Raw genomic sequence first — 19,848 nt, forward strand, 5'->3', positions numbered from 1 at the left:
CTTTCATGATAATCTATCTGTGTAAACGGTTACACATTCACGAAGGGAGGCACTCCATTGGCTACAATTAAAGATGTTGCAAAAGCTGCACAAGTGTCTGTTGCCACTGTTTCACGCGTGCTTAACGATACTGGATATGTCCATACAGATACGAAAACCCGCGTGACACAAGCGATGCAGGAGCTGAACTACTTTCCCAATGAAGTGGCTAGATCCCTTTTCAAAAGAGAATCACGCTTAATCGGTTTGATTTTACCTGATATTACGAATCCCTTCTTCCCTCAGCTCGCTAGAGGCGTTGAGGACGAAATTCATGCGCATGGTTTTCGGTTATTATTCGGAAACAGTGATGAAGATCGAGAGAAGGAAATGGCCTATTTACAAACCTTTAAACAAAATCAAGTGGTCGGTGTCATCGCTGTCACAAACGAACCTGAATCAGATATATACAATGATGAAGAATTACCGGTTGTGTTCTTAGATCGAACCGTTCCACATGCACCTTCTGTGTTTGCAGATGCTGCAGCTGGCGGGAAAATGGCCGCAATGGAATTAATCAGACGCGGCAGCCGGCAGATCACACTGCTAAAAGGACCTGCCCACCTTCAAACAGCGAGGCAGCGATTCAAGGGCGCACTCGATGTACTGACGGAAAAAGGAGTCGACTTTCATGTGATGTCTAATGCTTCATTTTCCTTTCAAGAAGCCCGCAAGAGCGCCAAGGCTCTTTTCCAGCTGTACCCTGAAACAGATGGCATCATTGCCAGCAATGACATCGTCGCAACAGCGGTCATACACGAAGCGCTTCGGATCGGAAAAGCCATTCCAGATGATGTTCAAATCATTGGGTTTGATGATATTCCGCAAAGCGAGCTGCTCTTCCCTTCCTTATCTACGATTAGGCAGCCTGCCTATGAGATGGGAAAAGAAGCGGCACAGCTGTTAATCAAAGCGATTCAGAAACAACCTATAGATCAACCAGTTATCCAAATGCCCGTCTCTTTTATTGAACGAGAGACCACAAGAAAGGTGGATTCACAATGAGTCATATTGTCGTAGTAGGAAGCTGTTCTATGGATTTAGTCGTCACATCGGATAAACGGCCAAATGCCGGTGAAACGGTGTTAGGCGAATCATTTAAAACCGTCCCAGGGGGAAAAGGCGCCAATCAAGCAGTCGCAAGTGCCAGACTCGGTGCAGATGTATACATGGTCGGCCGGGTCGGTGATGACGCTTATGGTCAGGATATTGTCAGCAATCTACAAGATCAAGGGGTCCGCACCCCATATATGAAACCGGTTACCGAAATGGAAAGCGGCACCGCTCATATCATTTTAGCAGAAGGTGATAACAGCATTGTCGTGGTCAAAGGAGCAAATGACGAGGTCACTCCTGACTATGTTAGAGAGGCACTTTCTACAATAGATGATATTGGGATAGTTCTCATTCAGCAGGAAATACCTGACGAAACAGTCGAAGCTGTATGCGCCATTTGCAGCGACAAAGAAATCCCTGTGATTTTAAACCCTGCACCTGCCCGCAAAGTATCGCAGCAGGTTTTAGACCAGGCTGCGTATATTACACCGAATGAGCACGAAGCTGTTCTCATGTTTGATGGACTCCCAATTGAAGATGCCTTGCGTCAATACCCTAACAAATTACTCATCACAGAAGGGAAAAATGGGGTTCGATTTTTTGACGGATTGAAAGAAGTGCTAGTTCCAGGCTTTCCTGTTGAAGCAGTTGATACAACAGGAGCAGGCGATACCTTTAACGGAGCCTTGGCTGTAGCCTTAACAGAGGGCAAATCTCTCTATGACGCACTTGCCTATGCCAACCTTGCAGCATCAATGTCTGTCACAAAGTTCGGTGCACAAGGCGGCATGCCAACAAGAGAAGAACTGGAGAAAAAGAAATGAAAAAAAACGGCATCTTAAACAGTCATATCGCCAAGGTACTTGCTGACCTTGGTCATACAGATACAATCGTCATCGCAGACTGCGGTCTTCCTATTCCAGAAGGTCCAGTCAAAATCGACCTGGCGTTATCAATCGGCACACCGTCCTTTCAGGAGGTCACCTCCCTCCTTCTTCAGGAAATGGCGGTTGAACACATTACTGTGGCTAGTGAAATCAAAGAAGCCAATGAGCGAGATCATCTATTTCTAAAGAGAGCGTTCTCACAGCCATTACATGATGTAGACCACGAGACGTTCAAAAACATGACCAAACAGGCAAAAGCAGTCATTCGCACGGGTGAAGCCACCCCATACGCAAACTGCATTCTTCATGCCGGTGTCATCTTTTAAAAGGAGGAGCCAGATATGAACATTGAGATGCATAACATCCATAAGGCCTTTGGAAAAAACAACGTTCTTTCCGGGGTCTCCTTTGACCTCGTCACAGGTGAGGTCCACGCGCTCATGGGCGAAAATGGCGCAGGAAAATCAACTTTAATGAACCTGCTCACAGGTCTTTATTCATTAGATCAAGGAACGATTCATATCGATGGAAAAGAAACCGCTTTCAAAAATCCGAAGGAAGCGGAACAACACGGCATCGCCTTTATTCATCAGGAGCTCAACATATGGCCGGATATGACCGTCTTGGAAAACCTATTCATCGGGAAAGAAATCTATACGAAGTTTGGATTGCTAGACACAAAGAAAATGAAGGTTCTTGCCCAAAGCCAGCTGGACCGATTGTCTGTGAACCTCTCGCTTGATCAAGAGGCAGGCAGCTGCTCTGTTGGACAAAAACAGATGATTGAGATTGCAAAGGCATTAATGACTGATGCGAAGGTGATCATCATGGATGAGCCAACAGCAGCTTTAACAGACCGTGAGATTGAAAAGCTCTTTCAGGTCATTGAATCTCTCAAAAAAGAAGGCGTATCCATTGTCTATATTTCTCACCGTATGGAGGAAATCTTTGCGATCTGTGACCGGATTACCATCATGCGCGATGGGAAAACAGTCGATACGAAAGCCATACCTGAAACGAATTTCCATGAGGTCGTCAAAAAAATGGTCGGCCGCGAATTAACAGATCGATACCCTGAGAGATCGCCTTCTCTAGGAGATATTGTCCTTGAGGTGAAGCAAGCGACAAGAAAAGGACAATTTCATGATATCAGTTTCTCAGTCAAAGCTGGAGAAATCGTCGGTGTTGCAGGCTTAATGGGCGCTGGCAGAACCGAAATGATGCGGTCGCTGTTTGGTCTTGATCCTCTTGATCAAGGTGAAATCTGGGTCCATGGGAAAAAGGCTGTCATTAAAAAACCAAGTGATGCCGTCAAGCTCGGCATCGGCTTTATCACAGAGGATCGCAAAGATGAAGGACTCATGCTGGATGCATCCATCCGAGAAAACATTGGTCTGCCAAACTTAGAAAGCTTCTCTCCAAAAGGACTGATTGATAAGAAAAACGAACAGGATTTTGTCGACCTGCTCATCAAAAGACTGACGATTAAAACGGCTTCCTCTGAAATCTCTGCTCGAAATCTCTCTGGTGGAAATCAGCAAAAAGTCGTCATCGCCAAATGGATCGGCATCCAGCCGAAGGTCTTAATTTTAGATGAACCGACAAGAGGTGTCGATGTCGGAGCGAAACGAGAAATCTACCAGTTAATGAATGAACTGACTGATCGAGGTGTTGCCATTTTAATGGTCTCCTCTGAGCTCCCAGAAATTCTAGGGATGAGCGATCGAGTGCTTGTCATTCATGAAGGAACCATCAGCGGAGAATTAAATAAAGCAGACGCAACACAAGAACGAATTATGACACTAGCTACAGGAGGGAAGTAACATGAAACCACTTACTTCAAATGGACGATTTGACAACATCATGCAAAAGCTTGGGCCATTCTTAGGACTCATCATCCTTGTCGCCATTGTTTCTATTTTAAACCCAGCCTTTTTAGAGCCATTAAACATCTTAAACTTACTGAGACAAATCTCCATTAATGCCCTCATTGCCTTTGGAATGACGTTTGTTATTTTAACCGGAGGAATTGATTTGTCTGTCGGTGCCATTTTAGCACTTTCTAGTGCGCTGACTGCCGGATTTATCGTGTCTGGTATGGACCCGATTTTAGCTATTATCGTTGGCAGTATCATCGGCGCTATTCTTGGGATGGTCAACGGTCTTTTAATCACAAAAGGAAAAATGGCTCCTTTTATCGCAACACTTGCCACGATGACCATTTTCAGAGGATTAACACTTGTTTATACAGACGGAAACCCGATTACAGGACTCGGTTCTAACTATGCCTTTCAGTTATTCGGCCGCGGGTATTTCTTAGGCATTCCTGTTCCAGCAATCACGATGCTTCTCACCTTTATCGTACTTTGGGTGCTGCTTCATAAAACACCTTTCGGCAGAAGAACGTATGCCATCGGCGGAAATGAAAAAGCTGCGCTTATTTCAGGAATCAAAGTACCACGCGTAAAAATTATGATCTATTCATTGGCAGGTTTCATGTCTGCTTTAGCGGGTGCCATTTTGACCTCTCGCCTAAACTCAGCTCAGCCAACAGCTGGCACATCCTATGAGCTTGATGCGATTGCTGCTGTTGTACTTGGCGGGACAAGCCTGTCTGGCGGAAGAGGGCGAATTGTCGGCACACTGATCGGGGTGCTCATCATCGGTGTCTTGAACAATGGTATGAACTTACTTGGTGTATCATCATTCTATCAATCTGTTGTGAAAGGGATTGTCATCTTGATTGCAGTCCTACTAGACAGAAAGAAATCTGCTTAAGGAGGCAGCTGCTATGAAAAAATATCTCATTCTCATTCTGACTCTCTCATTATTCATGCTTTCTGCCTGCTCGCTAGAACCGCCAGAGTGGGCCAAATCAACAAAAGATGGAAAGAAAAAAGACATCAAAATCGGGCTCTCGATCTCGACCTTAAATAATCCATTTTTCGTTTCTCTCAAAAATGGTGTGACGAAAGAAGCGAAAAAGCTCGGCATCGAAGTGGTCATTGCAGATGCACAAAATGATTCAGCTAAACAAACCAGTGACGTAGAAGATTTAATTCAGCAAGGAGTCGACGCATTACTCATCAACCCAGCGGATTCATCTGCTATCTCAACCGCTGTCGAATCAGCGAATGCTTCAGATATTCCTGTCATCACATTAGACCGTTCAGCAGAAAGCGGTAAGGTAGAAGCACTGGTCGCCTCAGATAACGTCAAAGGCGGCGAAATGGCAGCTAACTTTATCATCGACAAGGTCGGTAAAGGAGCAAAAGTCGCTGAACTAGAAGGTGTACCAGGCGCTTCTGCTACACGTGAGCGCGGAAAAGGATTCCATCAAATAGCGGATAAAGATCTAAAAGTGACAGCAAAACAAGCGGCTGACTTCGACCGGACAAAAGGACTGAATGTCATGGAAAACCTCCTTCAAGGAAACCCTGACATCAAAGCCGTTTTTGCCCATAATGATGAAATGGCACTTGGCGCTCTAGAGGCGATTCAAAGCTCTGGAAAAGACATTCTCGTCGTTGGCTTTGACGGAAACGAAGATGCACTCAACTCGATCAAAGCAGGAAAACTATCTGCCACAGTCGCCCAGCAGCCAGAGCTGATCGGAAAAATGGCAGTCGGCGCTGCAAACGACGTCCTAAAAGGGAAAAAAGTAGAAAAGAACATCGCAGCTCCACTGAAACTAGAACAGAAAAAATAAACACAAAACCCCCGATAGCTCTCGGGGGTTTTTCCTATTATTCTGGTCTTTTCAGCACAAATGACGTCCCTAAATGGGCATAATCATTTCCCGCTAAACGTGCGATTGGCTTCAATTCATGAGAAGAAACATATCCTTTTTCCGCATCATAAACTGCCTGATCTAAATGCGCACACACAACCCGACCAATGATATGATCGACTGTGATCTCCCCTTCATCATTTTGAAAGGTCAGATGTTTTTCCAGCTGACATTCAAAGCGAATGCGTGCTTCCTTGATTCCCGGCACTGAGACCACACTGCTCTTCACTTGATGAAGACCGGTGCGATTCAGCTCACTCTCTTCCTCTGGCAAAGTAGCAGCTGTTTCATTAATGTCTTCAATCATCGCTTCATCACTCACATGGACAACAAATTCTTCCCTGTCGATGATATGTTTTGCTGTATCTTTCATCTCTCCTTGACGCCGTCCGATCGAAACTGCGATGAGCGGCGGATGTCCGCTGATGACATTAAAGAAACTAAATGGTGCGGCATTGACGACATCGTCTTTAGACAGACTTGTCATAAACGCAATCGGTCTTGGAACAATAGAGCCAGATAATAATTTATATGCTTCTTTTCGTGACAGCTGATCCATTTGCAACGTAATCAATTCAGACACGCCTCCTTTTAGTGTAACGACATCATATCATACCATACCCCTTTTTCTATGCCTCTGATTCCGGCTCGGTGCGATGCAGGATATGGTGGACAAGATGAAATAAAGCAGGATTATGATTCTCTCGTCTATAGGAAATCGTCCATTCCGCCAGAAGCTGTTCACCTTCAATGGACCGATACACAACATCTAGATTAAATAAACGCCGGGCTGATTTTGGAATGACCGCAATACCGATACCAGCTGTGACAAGGCCAATAACCATTTGATATTCCGCTGCTTCCTGCACAATATTCGGAGAAAATCCGTACTTTTCACATAGCAGGACAAAGTGTTGATAAAGGGACGGCCATGATTCCTTTGATAAAGAAATGATCGGTTCATGACGGATATCTTCGATCGTGACCGCCTCTTTTTTCGCCAGCGGATGATTTTTCGGAATCGCAAAAATACATTCACTTTGCTTCATCAAACGGCTGACAAGTTCTTCATGCGGAGATGTAGGATGTAAAAAACCGATATCAATCTCCCCATTTAAAAGCGCCCCTAGCTGCTGCGGAACAGAAAGCTGCTTCAGCTCAATACTGACAGAGGGATACAGCTCTCTGAATTCGCGTACAACTGGCGGCAGAATATCATACGTCGCTGTTCCAACAAACCCTATGATGATTTTCCCCAGCTCTCCTCTTGCTGTATGCCGGGCATGATCAACGGCTTTATCAAGCTGATGCAGCACACCACGCACCTCATGTAAAAAGACCTTTCCAGCAGCTGTTAACTCCACCACTCGCTTCGACCGGTGAAACAAAGGAAACCCCAATTCTTCTTCAAACTGCTTAATTTGCTGACTAAGTGGAGGCTGTGTCATATTCAACCGTGCGGCTGCTCTGCCAAAATGCAGCTCCTCCGCTACTGTGACAAAATACTGCAAATGTCTCAGTTCCATCCTTTCACTCCTCGCACACTTATTCGTGAAACATATTAAAACCACGTTAAACATATATTGGAAAATTTTCTTTTTGAAATGTATAGTAAATCATATCATGAAAATATATTTTCATAAAAAATTTTACTTGCCGAAAGGAGTGCGGGGTAAATGAATTCTCAAGCACAACCCCTAACAAGACGAGGAGCAGAATTGATTGTCGATACGCTGATTGCTCAAGGTGTGACCCATGTTTTTGCGATTCCAGGTGCAAAAATTGATGCCGTATTTGATGTATTAAAAGACAGAGGTCCAGAACTTGTCCTATGCAGACACGAACAAAATGCAGCCTTTATGGCAGCCGCTGTCGGCCGCTTAACCGGCAAACCAGGTGTTTGTCTCGTCACATCAGGTCCTGGCGCATCTAATTTAGCAACAGGTCTATTAACAGCCAATACAGAAGGTGACCCTGTTGTCGCAATCGCTGGAAACGTCATTCGTGCGGATCGGCTGAAACGAACACATCAATCACTCGACAATGCGGCATTATTCAAACCAGTCACAAAATACAGTGTTGAAGTACAAGACGTTCATAATATACCTGAAGCCTTAACAAATGCTTTTCGCGCGGCACAAAAGGGGCAGGCTGGAGCAGCATTTATCAGCTTTCCACAAGATGTCGTGACAGAACACACCACACAAACACCAGTGTCTGCTCACCCTTCTCCAGAACTAGGTCCTGCACCGGATGCTCTCATCAGTTCGGCCATCGCCAAAATTCAAAATGCACACTTACCTGTTGCGATTGTGGGAATGAAAGCAAGTCGTCCAGCTGCTGCAAACGCCACTAGAACATTATTGAAAACACTTGGGATTCCATTTGTCGAAACGTACCAAGGAGCCGGCGTTCTCTCAAGAGAGCTTGAGTCTCAATATGCAGGCAGAATCGGCTTATTCCGGAATCAGCCGGGGGATCTACTCATTGAACAAGCAGATGTCCTTTTGACCATCGGCTTTGATCCAATCGAATATGATCCGAAGCATTGGAATATTCAGCCGCAGCAGCGCCAGATCATCCATGTGGATGACATGCAGGCAGATATTGATCATTTTTATGAGCCAGCGCTTGAGCTTGTAGGCAATATAGCTGAAACCGTTAAACATCTAGCCCATGACAGTGTTCCACTTTCTCTATGCAAAGAACAAATTGATTTAGTCACTGAATTACAGGAGCTGTTAAGCGACATTGAAAAAGCACCAGAAAGAGACAGTCATCTATCTCACCCGCTGAATGTCATTCATACATTAAGACGCCTAATTCCTGATGACACGAAGGTCACGTGTGATATCGGATCTCACGCGATTTGGATGTCGCGTCACTTCCGCGTCTATGAGCCGAACACATTCCTGGTGAGCAACGGAATGCAAACATTAGGCGTCGCCTTACCATGGGCAATTGCGGCTTCCATACTGAATCCAGATGAAAAGATCATTTCGGTCTCAGGTGATGGCGGTTTTCTCTTCTCTGCAATGGAGCTTGAAACAGCCGTCCGCATGAAAACAAATCTCGTTCACCTTGTTTGGAATGACAGCACATACGACATGGTGGCGTTTCAGCAGGAAATGAAATATGACCGCACATCCTGCGTTGAATTCGGACAGATCGACTTAGTGAAATATGCGGAAAGCTTTGGAGCGACTGGATTACGGGTTAACTCACCTGAAGAGCTTTCAACTGTCCTTCAAAAGGGTATAAACATAGAAGGACCCGTTATTATTGATATTCCGATTGACTATCAAGACAACCCAGACCTCGCCAGTCAAAAATGGCCAGAAGTCTTTCGTGAAAAACACACATTGAACGTCAGATAAGATGTCCATACATTACATCAAAGGAGTGAGCGGATATGGGTATGATGCACCCAATGAATCAACAGAACGACACAAGACAACATGACAAACAGCAAGAGGTTTATCAAGTATCGACGATGACCTCTTTGCTGGAAGCCGTATATGATGGAGATTTCTCCCTTGCACATATTCCCAAGCACGGTGATTTCGGCATTGGTACATTCAATCAATTAGATGGAGAGCTGATCGGCTTTGACGGCGCATTTTATCGACTGCGCTCGGATGGAACAGCGACACCGGTTACCGATCAAGACTATTCACCATTCTGCTCTCTAGCATTCTTTGAAACAGATATCGTTCATCGAATTGATGCAGCCATGACGTCCAAAGAGCTAGAAGAAGAAATTGACCGCATTTTACCTAGTAAGAATGTTTTTTATGCGATCCGCATTGATGGATCATTCAAAAAGGTTCAAACACGTACGGTCGAAAAACAGAAAAAACCTTACGTTCCGATGGTGGAAGCAGTCAAGTCACAGCCCATCTTCGATTTCGAGGATATTCAAGGAACGATCGCTGGTTTCCGTACACCGCAATACGCACATGGTATTGCGGTGAGTGGATATCATCTTCATTTCATTGATGACGATCGGAGTGTCGGCGGACACGTATTTGATTACACCGTTGATCAAGTGACCATCCGCATTTCTCAAAAACGTCATATGAATTTACACTTGCCAAATACGCAGGAATTCTTCCAAGCAGACATTGATCGAGCTGACCTTGCACAACAAATTGCCAGTGCGGAAAGCAGCCCAGATCAATAAAATGAAGACACCCCGTTGATTCCGGGGTGTCTTTTTATGCAAAAAGATTATTTATCACTCCATGATATTTCATTTCGCTAGTAAATTGAAATTCATTCATTCTATTCGTAATGAAATATGATAAAATACCAACAGAAGAAAGGTGGTTATACGGTGTCAAACGACTATAGCATTCCGAACCTAACATTAGATGAAAGGGATAAACAAATTTTATCTCTATTACACGAGGACGGGCGTATGTCCTATACAGATCTCGGGAAACAAGTCGGTCTTTCACGTGTAGCTGTGCAAGCCCGCATTCAGCAGCTGATTGAAACAGGCGTCATTGAACGATTCACCACTGTGATTAACCCTGCTAAGATCGGCATTCACGTCTCTGTCTTCTTTAATGTAGAAGTGGAACCGAAATTTTTAGAAGCAGTAGCCCTTCAGCTTGAGCAAGAAACAGCTGTCACAAGCCTTTATCACATGACAGGGCCAAGCAAGCTGCATATGCATGGCATTTTTCAAAATGAACAGGAAATGGAGGCATTCCTGACAAAAAAGCTATACCCGCTAGGAGGCGTCGTGAGTGTGGACTGCCAAATGCTCATTAAACGATACAAAAGCCGAATGGGCATGAAATTGTAGACAGGAGTTGAAGCACTTGCAATCATATATTGAACTCATCATCGCTATGGTGCGAACCGGTATTCTCGGTTTTGGCGGAGGCCCTTCCGTCATACCGCTCATTCGCCATGAAGCGGTGGTGAAATATCAATGGATCAATGATGACGAGTTTGGAGAAACACTCGCCATCGCCAATGCATTACCAGGTCCGATCGCGACCAAAATGTCGGCATATCTCGGCTATCGATTGAAGGGCGTATCCGGCGCAATTGTCGCAACAGCTGCTCATATTTTACCGACATGTCTCGCCATGGTGGCACTCGTCACACTTGTCAGCGTCTTAAGCTCCTCACAAATCATTCAAAATATGATTGGCGCCGTGACACCAGTTATTGCCGTCCTGCTCGGGATCATGGCATACGAGTTTGGACAAAAAACGATGAAAGGCTTCGGAATGATCTTCGGTATCGCTCTATTCCTTCTTGCCTTTATCGGACTGCAGATGCTGTCCATTCATCCAGGAATCATTGTCATCATCTTTTTATGCTATGGCGCCTTTCATTTCAAACTGAAACAACGCTGGAATCAAACAAATAAAGAGAAAGGAGTGTCTTCATGATGCTGATTCTCTTTTTATTCTGGGCATTCTTCTTGTCCAATCTATTAGGATATGGCGGAGGACCTGCATCCATCCCGCTCAATTATGAAGAAATCGTCAATCATTTTCATTGGATGACGAACGAAGGGTTCTCCAATATGCTTGCATTAGCCAATGCACTGCCAGGACCAATTGCTACGAAGATCGCGGCATATGTCGGCTATGACGTCATGGGCTGGCCGGGCTTTATCGTGGCATTGCTTGCAACTGTACTGCCATCAGCCATTGGATTGATTTTATTGCTCAAGCTGATTGACCGCTTTCGCCAATCCCCTGTCGTAAAAGGCATGACCTTATCCGTACAGCCCGTCATTGCGATGATGATGCTTTTATTAACATGGGAAATCGGCGGAGATGCAGTGAAAGCCATCGGCTGGACGCAATCATTCGCCATTGCCGCGATCTCCTTTTTCTTTATGACCAAATTCAAAATGCACCCCGCCTTTCTCATTGTGGCTGCCTTTTTATATGGCGGATTCATTCTGCCGCATTAAAAAAACCGATAACATGACCTGTTATCGGTTTTCTTTTACATATAAATTGGAGAAATTGGTCTGCGCCCAATCGAATGATACTCGACCCCTGCTTGTTCTGCCGCTTCAAGCGTGTGACAGTTTCGCCCATCAAAAATAAGCGGCTGTCTCATCCATTCCTTGTAGGACGTGAGCGGAAACGTCTGAATCTCCGTCCACTCTGTTAATATACAAACTGCATGGACATCCTTTATCGCTTCTTCAATCGTTTGAGCAAACAAGACTTGATCCGGCAGTTCACGAGGGGCATGGCGTGCGGCAACAGGATCATAAGCTACAAGCTCCGCACCTAATTGATGGAGTGCATGAGCAATCGGAACCGACGGCGCCTCCCTCATATCGTCTGTATTCGGTTTAAAGGCAAGGCCAAGAAGTGCAATTCGCTTCCCTTCAAGATTTGCCCCCAGTCTCTCCTGAATACTTTGGATAAAACCGGCTCGCTGCTCATTGTTTACTTTAATCACAGCCTTTAGCAGTTCAAAATCGTGGGACACATGTCCTGCGATTTGGACAAGTGCATTTGTATCTTTTGGAAAACAAGAACCTCCGTAGCCAATTCCCGCCTTGAGAAACGAAGAACCGATCCGCTGATCGAGCCCCATTCCCCGCGCAACCCATTCAACATCAGCACCTGTTTTTTCACAAATGGAAGCAATCTCATTCATAAAGCTGATTTTAGTCGCAAGAAAAGCATTTGATGCATACTTGATCATTTCGGCACTTTTTCGGTCTGTTTTGACCACTGGCAGGTGGAAATCAGCATACATCTCCTCTAGCTGGTCTAATACGGCTTTTGTTTCAGCCCCTATGACAAGCCGATCTGCCCTCAAAGTATCTGAAATGGCAGAGCCTTCCCGTAAAAATTCTGGGTTAGATGCAATAGATAACGGCTCATTCCGTCCTAATTCTTGATGTATCATCTGTTCGATTTGATCACCCGTTCCGACAGGCACCGTACTTTTCACCACAAGAATCGCACCTGATTTCGCTTTTGTGCCCATCTCCTTTGCAGCCTGAAACACATACTGTAAATCAGCTTGGCCGTCTGCCTGCTGCGGGGTGCCGACCGCAATCATTAACACATCAGCCCGCGGGTAGGCTGCCGCTCCATTTATGTAAAATTGAATTCGTCCTTGCTCAAGATTGCGTTTCAGCAGTTCTTTTAATCCTGGCTCATACATTGGTGGATGTCCTTGTTTCAGCTGCATGACCTTTTTCCGGTCAATATCAATACACGCCACATTGTGCCCTGCCTCCGCTAAACACACACCTGTGACCAGCCCCACATATCCACAGCCTGCAATTGCAATATTCATGACACCATCAGCTCCCCATACGCCTTATGCTTGTAATGACATCGTATGCCGAGAGCTTTCGTTCCATTCATAAAAGCATACAAAAACCCCCTGCCATCACTAGCAGGGGGTCACTTTTATGAAACAAGACCATTTCGAATATGAGCAATCAGATTTTCAAGCATTTCTTTTGTGGTGACATCATTTGAATTCTCACCAATATCATGAGCGTACATCAAAATTTTTAAAAACTCTTCTTGATTTAAACCCTTATTGTCCATGTCTGTATCCTTTCGATTCCACTAATTTCATTATTATATGCTGTATGGTTGGTTTATGCAATACTCTAATACATCATTCGACAGCTTTTGAAATTTATGACCATTTTCATGAAAAACTTTTTTATAAATCACCATTGAGCTATAATAAAAGAATTGGAATCTTTTACTTGGTTAGGAGCGGATCAAATGCTTCAGCACAACATCAACGAAGAAGAAATCAAACAAACAGCCGAACAGATCAAAGAACTTCTTCCTGCAACAGATGAAAACAAACAACTCATCAAAAAAGCATTGATTACTTATAGACAGGACAGTGTATATCGTCTCAAGCAAGAATCTGATACGGAATGGTCAGCTTATGTACATGATGTCGTGGCAGCAAGAGTCCACCTTCATGTGCTGTTTCCTGTGAGAAGCAGCTGCTCATGTCCGGCAGATGGACTTTGTAAACACATTCTCGCTGTCTTCTTTTCGCTATACGCTCAAGTAGAGAGTGTGACCGGATTTACAGAAAATTGGTCAGAAAAGGATGAATTACAACGCAGCAAAGAATTGATTCGCCAGCACTTCCAAATGAAGCGCCCAGACGAACAATCACTCCAAAGCTGGCTGAATTTTTTCCAAGAGGAATTTACCCTCTGGCTGAAACGGACACCAAAGCACCAGCAAACACCGCAGCATTTGTATTACGGCTATTTATCAATCCTAAAAAAACACGCACCTCATTCACCTGAATTCAAGAGTTTGTATGCGATTCATACCTCAATCGATGTGTGGTTAAGGATTCATCAATTGATCGACCTCGGCCGGCTTGATGCCGAGAAGGATTTTTATTCCATGAATCCATATGTAGAACAGCTCATGAACACCATTTTCGATTCAGTGGATCACTTGAAGACATACGCCCTTTCCTTTTCCCTCGATCCGTTTCTTGAAAACACACCAACTGCCGTTCGGGCACTTCTTCAAATAAACGGACCTTTCCAGCATGAACGAGTAGCGGTCTTTATGGAGATTTGGGGCACCATATTAAATAGAGGGAAATGGGTTAAAAAAGAAACAGAATTACTGAAGAACGCTCAGCAGCAAGAACAAACGGTTGAACGTACCATCGGGCTGATGCACATGGATTATTTACAGAAAGAAGACGAAAGCCTCTTTCAGCAATTACAGCTGCTCAATGCAGATATGCTGCCAAATGTGCTCAATTGGCTGAAGGATCTCACAAACCGCAAGGACTGGAAGCGGCTCAAGCTCTGGTATCATGAGATCACCTATATTTTAGAGGAATATTGCCAGCTCGACCTTTCCTATAGAGAACTGCGAGGAGCCGTCAGTGATTTCTTCTTTTATTTAGACGCATACTTTAAGCAGACGAAGGATCATCATTTATATGAACGCTACCTCCAAATCTGCATGCCCTATGCGTTTACTGAATATAGTCAGCTATTATATGCACAGCAGCGTTATGCAGAATGGATTGAGATTCACAGCCTTGTTGGTTTCTCCATCAGTGAACTGGAGAAGGATCTGATCAAACAAATTGCAAAAGAGGAGCCTGAAGCGCTCATTCCATCGTACCACCGTGAAATCTCACTGCTTCTCGATCAAAAGAATCGAAGTGCTTATCGAGAATCTGTGAAAATGCTAAAAAAACTGCGCACCCTTTATCATAAAACGAAAAAAACCGCGATTTGGGAAAGATATGTAAAGCAGCTGCAGGATTCAACGAAACGGCTGCGTGCGTTCCAAGAGGAAATGAAGAAAGGAAAATTAATTGATGACACGCCATAAACAAATTGTCATTCATGCAGAACAAACAGAAGATTTCTCTTTCACCATTTCAGCGCAAGCAGAGGACGGACACCCTGTTCCACTTAATGAAATGAAGAGGCAGCTTTTCCAATGGCACGAATCGTCTTTTTACGGAACATTTTTAGAAGATGTGAGCTTTATTGGCACACCTGCCTTCCTGTTAAGCCCTTGGATGACCGTTGAATTGCTAGGAAAAAATTCATTTAATACCTTTAGTCATGTGACATTAACGGATGAAACGGAACCACTGATGAAGACAGCCTCCACCATTTACGAATTCATCGAGGACGAAGATTTCATTCCCGATTACGAGGCGTGGACAGAAGGTGTGCTTCGGTTTAAAGACAAAGAAGGACTATTAGATGGCTATACGGCTGATTGGTTCTCCTTTGCCGTACAGGATTACATTCAATATGATGATGCCTTGCAGCACAAATGGAACCGCATGACAGCACAATCGCCTGCGCTCTCATCCTTCCAAGGACATTTTTTAGATGAGCAGGATTTCTTGGAGACGATTGGCTGGATTGATGACGAGACGCCTTTCACTGTCGGCTTGCGCTTAAATGAACCGGATTTCGACGGAGATGATTGGAAAATCGAATTGTTTTTGCGTGATAAGAAAAACAGCGACCTTCACTTTTTTGAGGGTATCCGTTCATTGAAAAGGTCTTGGCATCCGTATCAAGATAAAATCTCAAGAGAGCTGGAGCGATTCAGTCAAATTGTACCTTGGCTCTCTTTCACATCTGGCACCACGCTCATGTCAGAAGACGAAGCATGGCTCTTCCTGTCTGAAGCAAGTGAAACACTTGTGAATATGGGCATTGAGATCCTGCTCCCATCGTGGTGGCAAATCGTCAAAGAAAGCACCATGATGCTAAAAGCAAGGATTTCCTCTACCCCGCGAGGCGAGTCGCATGTCGGAATGGATGCCTTGATGGACTTTAATTGGCGCTTTGCTACAAACGGCATCGAGCTGACAGAAGATGAGTTCAACGAGCTTGTCCAAAGTAAACGGCGCCTTGTCAACATTCGAGGGCAATGGATCAAAATCGATCCAACCTTCATCCAGCAAATGAAAAAATGGATGGAGCGCGCCGAAAATGAAGGGCTGCACATGTCTGATATTTTGTCACGCGAACTGGCAGATCAAGAAGCATCCTCTGAATCGATACCAGAACTGCTAGACAGCTCAGCATTTGCACATATTCAATTTGAACTTTCGTCTCAATTAAGAGGGCTTGTCCATCAGTTAAATGATACGCATGAGCTGCCTTCCTACGAAATGAGTGAGTCCTTCAAAGGCACACTAAGGCCGTATCAGCAGCATGGTGTCAACTGGCTGTTATTTTTAAGATCTCATGGATTCGGGGCTTGTTTAGCAGATGATATGGGCCTTGGAAAAACGATTCAAATGATTGCGTATTTCACATATCTGAAAGAGCAGAAGCAAAATGCCGCTCCATCTCTCATCATTGCGCCGACCTCTGTTTTAGGAAACTGGCAGCGAGAGCTTGAAACCTTCGCACCACATTTGAATGTCGCTCTGCATTACGGGCCATCGCGCCCTCAAGGGGAACACTTTACAAAGGCATACGAGTCAACAGATATTGTCCTGACGTCTTATGGACTCTCACATTCTGATCGTGATGAATTAACGTCAGCAAAGTGGGATACGATTTGTTTAGACGAAGCCCAAAACATCAAAAACGCCCATACGAAACAATCGAGAGCGATCAGACAGCTCAAAGGGCAGCATCATATTGCCCTTAGCGGGACACCTATGGAAAACCGTTTGACAGAGCTTTGGTCCATTTTCGACTTCGTCAACAAAGGATATCTCGGCAGCCTGACGAGCTTTCATAAGAAGTTCGTCCTGCCGATTGAAAAAGACCGCGATGAAAAAAGAATTGAACAGCTGCAGCAGCTGATAAAGCCCTTCCTATTAAGAAGAACAAAGCAAGATGAAGAGGTCGCCCTGAACCTGCCTGAGAAACTCGAAGAAAAAGAATTCATTCCGCTATCCGCTGAGCAGGCTTCTTTATATGAACAGCTCGTGAAGGATACATTCGAACACATGGCTTCGTTAACAGGAATGCAGCGGAAAGCCATTATTTTAAGTATGCTTGGCAGACTCAAACAGATTTGCGATCACCCGGCTCTCTATTTAAAAGAGAGTGGAACAGATGTGAAACTGCTGAAACGTTCATTAAAAATGGATAAACTCGCAGAGCTGTTAAAAGCAATACATGAGCAAGGAGAAAGCTGCCTCATCTTTACGCAGTATATTGGAATGGGGAACATGATCAAGCAGCTGGCGGAAAAGATGTTTGGAGAACCAGTTCAATTTTTAAATGGCAGCCTGTCAAAACAGGAGCGGGATAAAATGGTGGATCGCTTCCAGAAGAAAGAATTCAACATCTTAATTCTCTCTTTAAAAGCAGGAGGAACAGGACTTAACCTAACTGCCGCAAACCATGTCATTCACTACGACAGATGGTGGAATCCTGCTGTGGAAAACCAAGCGACAGACCGTGCTTATCGGATCGGACAAAAACGATTTGTTCACGTCCATAAGATGATCACAACGGGCACGATTGAGGAAAAAATCGATCAAATGCTCGAAACAAAACAAACGTTAAATGATCAAATTATCCAAAGTGAAAGTTGGATTACTGAGCTATCGACGAACGAACTAGAAGATTTATTCACATTAAGTGCGGCCGCTCAATCATCTTAATCCCAGCAAAAAGAGGACTTTTCTCAAACATGATGAAAAGTCCTCTTTTTTCATTTCATATGAACATAGGTTAAATGTGCAGCTTTTTCAATGCAGATTTCACGTTCATATACGTATTCAATTCACGGAAGTCCTCTCTCATTTCTCCCATTTTCATCGCAAGATTCGGTTTAATTCCTGTCACAATGAGTTCAGTACCAGTCATTAAAATTAAATCGTTCAGCTTAAAAATTGCATCTGCCACAAATGAATCCACTTCTAATAAACCAGACAGATCGACAATAAAATAATCGTCCTTGGATTGAGAGATATAGGTGGAGACTGTTGAGATAATTTTATGAAATCTTGGCGCTGTTAACGTACCAATGATCGGTAACACAGAAATACCATCTTTCACAGGAACAATTGGAACAGAAATATTCAGCACTTCATCAATCGATTGCTCAAGAAGCTCCTGCTGTTCCTTCTCTTTCGTGACATCTTTTTGCAGACCAACGAAATAAAGACGTTTTCCTTCATTTTCGTCAATCCAAAGAGGAGCCACACTTAACTCATTCCAAAACATCTGTCCAGATTTTTTATAATTTTTCAGCTGAACAGTGACAGCCTCTTTGTTCTCAATAGCTGTTCTAATTTGATTGAGAGCGATTTGCTCGGTTTCATTTCCTTGAAGGAAACGACAATTCTTCCCCAATACCTCGGGTTCTTGATAGCCTGTCATATCTAAAAAGCCCTTGTTCACATATATTAAAGGATTATCAGGTAAAGACGGGTCCGTCACCGTCAGGCCAACCTGAGTATAATCTAAGGCTTCCTTGATTAAATGCAGATTTTCGGACTTATAAGATTCCAGCGCCATTCGTTTACTCTCCTTAATTTCTTACAAGCGGGTTATGTTCATAATTAAATTATATGATGTTCCACATCAGGTGTAAATAGAAGTAGTTCTGAATTCCTCTTTTGTAGAATGCGCTTTATCCTATGTGATTTATACAACGTCATCCGATTCATCTATTTCAAAAGGTGTCGAATCATATGCGCCACACCATGTTCATCATTTGTTAACGTGACATGATCAGCGATTTCCTTCATATCCTGTCTCGCATTGCCCATCGCAACCCCAACACCAGCTGCTAGAAGCATCGATTCGTCATTTAAACTGTCTCCTACAGCCGCTGTCTGGCTTAAAGGAATACCAAGTCGTTCTGCCAGCCTTGTTAATGCCTGCCCTTTAGATGCTTCCTTTGAACCAATTTCAAAGTTATGATCGGCTGAACTAACCATTGTGACATCTGAATCATCACCAAACATATCCCATCCTGCCTTCAATCTGTCTTCAAAGAAAGAGAAACCTAAGATATTGTAGAATGAAAGCTTTCGATCCTCACGGAACAATTCTTTATATGTATCAATATAAGAAAAACCTGACTGACTGTATTGAACTTCTGCCGCTTGTTTTAAAATATTTCGATCCGTTTTTGGATTAGCACTTTTTAAGCGGTCCATTTCAATCGCAAGAAGCTCTCTGCCGCGATTCGGTGTGAAAATGGCTTCATTTGTAAAAACTTCATAATAATAGTCACGTTCTTCAAGCCATGACAATATATGTTTGGCCTTTTCTTCGTGTAAAACAGCTGAATGGTACACTTGTCCAGCCGGATCATGAATCACAGCTCCATTGGCACTAATCACCCATGTATTCATACCAAGCTGATCAAAAATAGACCTCACATCAAAATACGCTCTTCCTGTTGAAACGACAACTTCCATTCCATTCGCCGCTGCTTCCTTTAATGCCTGCTCATTTTCCCGACTCACTTTGTGTTCACTGTTCAATAAAGTTCCGTCTAAATCCGTTGCGATCAATTGAATGTTTGTCATCGTTCTCTCCTTTTTGTCTCCATTTTCGGCTATCATACCGCTGATAAAATCCATCATCATTATGAAATGAGTATCCAC

The 19,848-nt window shown here is 43.9% G+C and carries 19 protein-coding genes; 13 read left to right on the forward strand and 6 right to left on the reverse strand.

The window, feature by feature from the left end; all coding sequences use genetic code 11:
- The first annotated feature begins 57 nt into the window (after positions 1 to 57).
- The 6 genes from C6Y01_RS12310 to rbsB are packed head-to-tail and all read left to right on the forward strand — an operon-like array spanning position 58 to position 5,691.
- Positions 58 to 1,044: a LacI family DNA-binding transcriptional regulator gene (locus tag C6Y01_RS12310; protein ID WP_034660215.1), complete on the forward strand. Its 987-nt coding sequence runs from the start codon at positions 58 to 60 to the stop codon at positions 1,042 to 1,044.
- Complete coding sequence (gene rbsK, locus C6Y01_RS12315; protein ID WP_106038261.1) at positions 1,041 to 1,919, forward strand: ribokinase; 879 nt, start codon at positions 1,041 to 1,043, stop codon at positions 1,917 to 1,919. The genes C6Y01_RS12310 and rbsK overlap by 4 nt, the downstream gene beginning before the upstream one ends.
- On the forward strand, positions 1,916 to 2,308 hold the full coding sequence (rbsD, locus tag C6Y01_RS12320) for a D-ribose pyranase (RefSeq protein ID WP_034660217.1): 393 nt from the start codon (positions 1,916 to 1,918) through the stop codon (positions 2,306 to 2,308). Before rbsK ends, rbsD begins: the two co-directional genes overlap by 4 nt.
- A gap of 15 nt (positions 2,309 to 2,323) precedes the next feature.
- Positions 2,324 to 3,805 (forward strand): sugar ABC transporter ATP-binding protein, encoded by a 1,482-nt coding sequence (locus C6Y01_RS12325; RefSeq protein WP_034660218.1) that lies wholly within the window; start codon positions 2,324 to 2,326, stop codon positions 3,803 to 3,805.
- Position 3,806: 1 nt separating this feature from the next.
- Positions 3,807 to 4,760 (forward strand): ribose ABC transporter permease RbsC, encoded by a 954-nt coding sequence (gene rbsC / locus C6Y01_RS12330; protein WP_012011497.1) that lies wholly within the window; start codon positions 3,807 to 3,809, stop codon positions 4,758 to 4,760.
- A gap of 13 nt (positions 4,761 to 4,773) precedes the next feature.
- Positions 4,774 to 5,691 carry a ribose ABC transporter substrate-binding protein RbsB gene (rbsB, locus tag C6Y01_RS12335; protein ID WP_066031634.1) on the forward strand — a complete coding sequence of 306 codons (918 nt, stop codon included), beginning with the start codon at positions 4,774 to 4,776 and terminating at the stop codon, positions 5,689 to 5,691.
- Positions 5,692 to 5,728: 37 nt separating this feature from the next.
- Here the strand turns inward: rbsB and C6Y01_RS12340 are convergent, their stop codons facing one another.
- Positions 5,729 to 6,346, reverse strand: a complete 618-nt coding sequence (locus tag C6Y01_RS12340; RefSeq protein WP_106038262.1) for a flavin reductase family protein — start codon at positions 6,344 to 6,346, stop codon at positions 5,729 to 5,731.
- Between the two features lie 55 nt (positions 6,347 to 6,401).
- The gene (alsR, locus tag C6Y01_RS12345; RefSeq protein WP_034660223.1) at positions 6,402 to 7,298 is read right to left on the reverse strand and encodes an acetoin biosynthesis transcriptional regulator AlsR; all 897 of its coding nucleotides are present in this window, start codon (positions 7,296 to 7,298) and stop codon (positions 6,402 to 6,404) included.
- Between the two features lie 150 nt (positions 7,299 to 7,448).
- Between alsR and alsS the strand changes: the two genes are divergently transcribed.
- From alsS to chrA, 5 genes are all read left to right on the forward strand, one after another.
- Positions 7,449 to 9,149: an acetolactate synthase AlsS gene (gene alsS, locus C6Y01_RS12350; protein ID WP_106038263.1), complete on the forward strand. Its 1,701-nt coding sequence runs from the start codon at positions 7,449 to 7,451 to the stop codon at positions 9,147 to 9,149.
- Between the two features lie 35 nt (positions 9,150 to 9,184).
- A complete protein-coding gene (gene budA, locus C6Y01_RS12355) occupies positions 9,185 to 9,955 on the forward strand; it encodes an acetolactate decarboxylase (protein WP_034660225.1) in 771 nt (256 codons plus the stop codon).
- Positions 9,956 to 10,108: 153 nt separating this feature from the next.
- Entirely contained in the window at positions 10,109 to 10,585 is a 477-nt protein-coding gene (chrS, locus tag C6Y01_RS12360) for a chromate efflux transcriptional regulator ChrS (RefSeq protein WP_106038264.1), read from the forward strand.
- 7 nt (positions 10,586 to 10,592) lie between these two features.
- Positions 10,593 to 11,183 (forward strand): chromate efflux transporter ChrB, encoded by a 591-nt coding sequence (gene chrB, locus C6Y01_RS12365; protein WP_189318702.1) that lies wholly within the window; start codon positions 10,593 to 10,595, stop codon positions 11,181 to 11,183.
- A complete protein-coding gene (gene chrA, locus C6Y01_RS12370) occupies positions 11,183 to 11,716 on the forward strand; it encodes a chromate efflux transporter ChrA (RefSeq protein WP_060597737.1) in 534 nt (177 codons plus the stop codon). Before chrB ends, chrA begins: the two co-directional genes overlap by 1 nt.
- Positions 11,717 to 11,751: 35 nt before the next feature.
- Here the strand turns inward: chrA and C6Y01_RS12375 are convergent, their stop codons facing one another.
- Positions 11,752 to 13,071: a UDP-glucose dehydrogenase family protein gene (locus C6Y01_RS12375; protein WP_034660229.1), complete on the reverse strand. Its 1,320-nt coding sequence runs from the start codon at positions 13,069 to 13,071 to the stop codon at positions 11,752 to 11,754.
- A gap of 116 nt (positions 13,072 to 13,187) precedes the next feature.
- Complete coding sequence (locus tag C6Y01_RS18965; protein ID WP_003214884.1) at positions 13,188 to 13,331, reverse strand: YwzD family small protein; 144 nt, start codon at positions 13,329 to 13,331, stop codon at positions 13,188 to 13,190.
- A gap of 186 nt (positions 13,332 to 13,517) precedes the next feature.
- On the opposite strand from C6Y01_RS18965, the gene C6Y01_RS12380 reads away from it, so the two are divergent.
- Positions 13,518 to 15,125 carry an SWIM zinc finger family protein gene (locus C6Y01_RS12380; protein WP_106038266.1) on the forward strand — a complete coding sequence of 536 codons (1,608 nt, stop codon included), beginning with the start codon at positions 13,518 to 13,520 and terminating at the stop codon, positions 15,123 to 15,125.
- A complete protein-coding gene (locus C6Y01_RS12385; RefSeq protein ID WP_034660231.1) occupies positions 15,112 to 17,889 on the forward strand; it encodes a DEAD/DEAH box helicase in 2,778 nt (925 codons plus the stop codon). The genes C6Y01_RS12380 and C6Y01_RS12385 overlap by 14 nt, the downstream gene beginning before the upstream one ends.
- 70 nt (positions 17,890 to 17,959) lie before the next feature.
- Here C6Y01_RS12385 and ytvA read toward each other — a convergent pair whose 3' ends face one another.
- On the reverse strand, positions 17,960 to 18,748 hold the full coding sequence (ytvA, locus tag C6Y01_RS12390) for a YtvA family blue-light photoreceptor (RefSeq protein WP_034660232.1): 789 nt from the start codon (positions 18,746 to 18,748) through the stop codon (positions 17,960 to 17,962).
- A gap of 152 nt (positions 18,749 to 18,900) precedes the next feature.
- Positions 18,901 to 19,761 carry a Cof-type HAD-IIB family hydrolase gene (locus C6Y01_RS12395; RefSeq protein WP_216454710.1) on the reverse strand — a complete coding sequence of 287 codons (861 nt, stop codon included), beginning with the start codon at positions 19,759 to 19,761 and terminating at the stop codon, positions 18,901 to 18,903.
- Between the last annotated feature and the right edge of the window lie 87 nt (positions 19,762 to 19,848).

It is taken from the genome of Bacillus sp. NMCC46, from assembly GCF_002998465.1.
In the GTDB taxonomy this organism is placed as follows: domain Bacteria; phylum Bacillota; class Bacilli; order Bacillales; family Bacillaceae; genus Bacillus.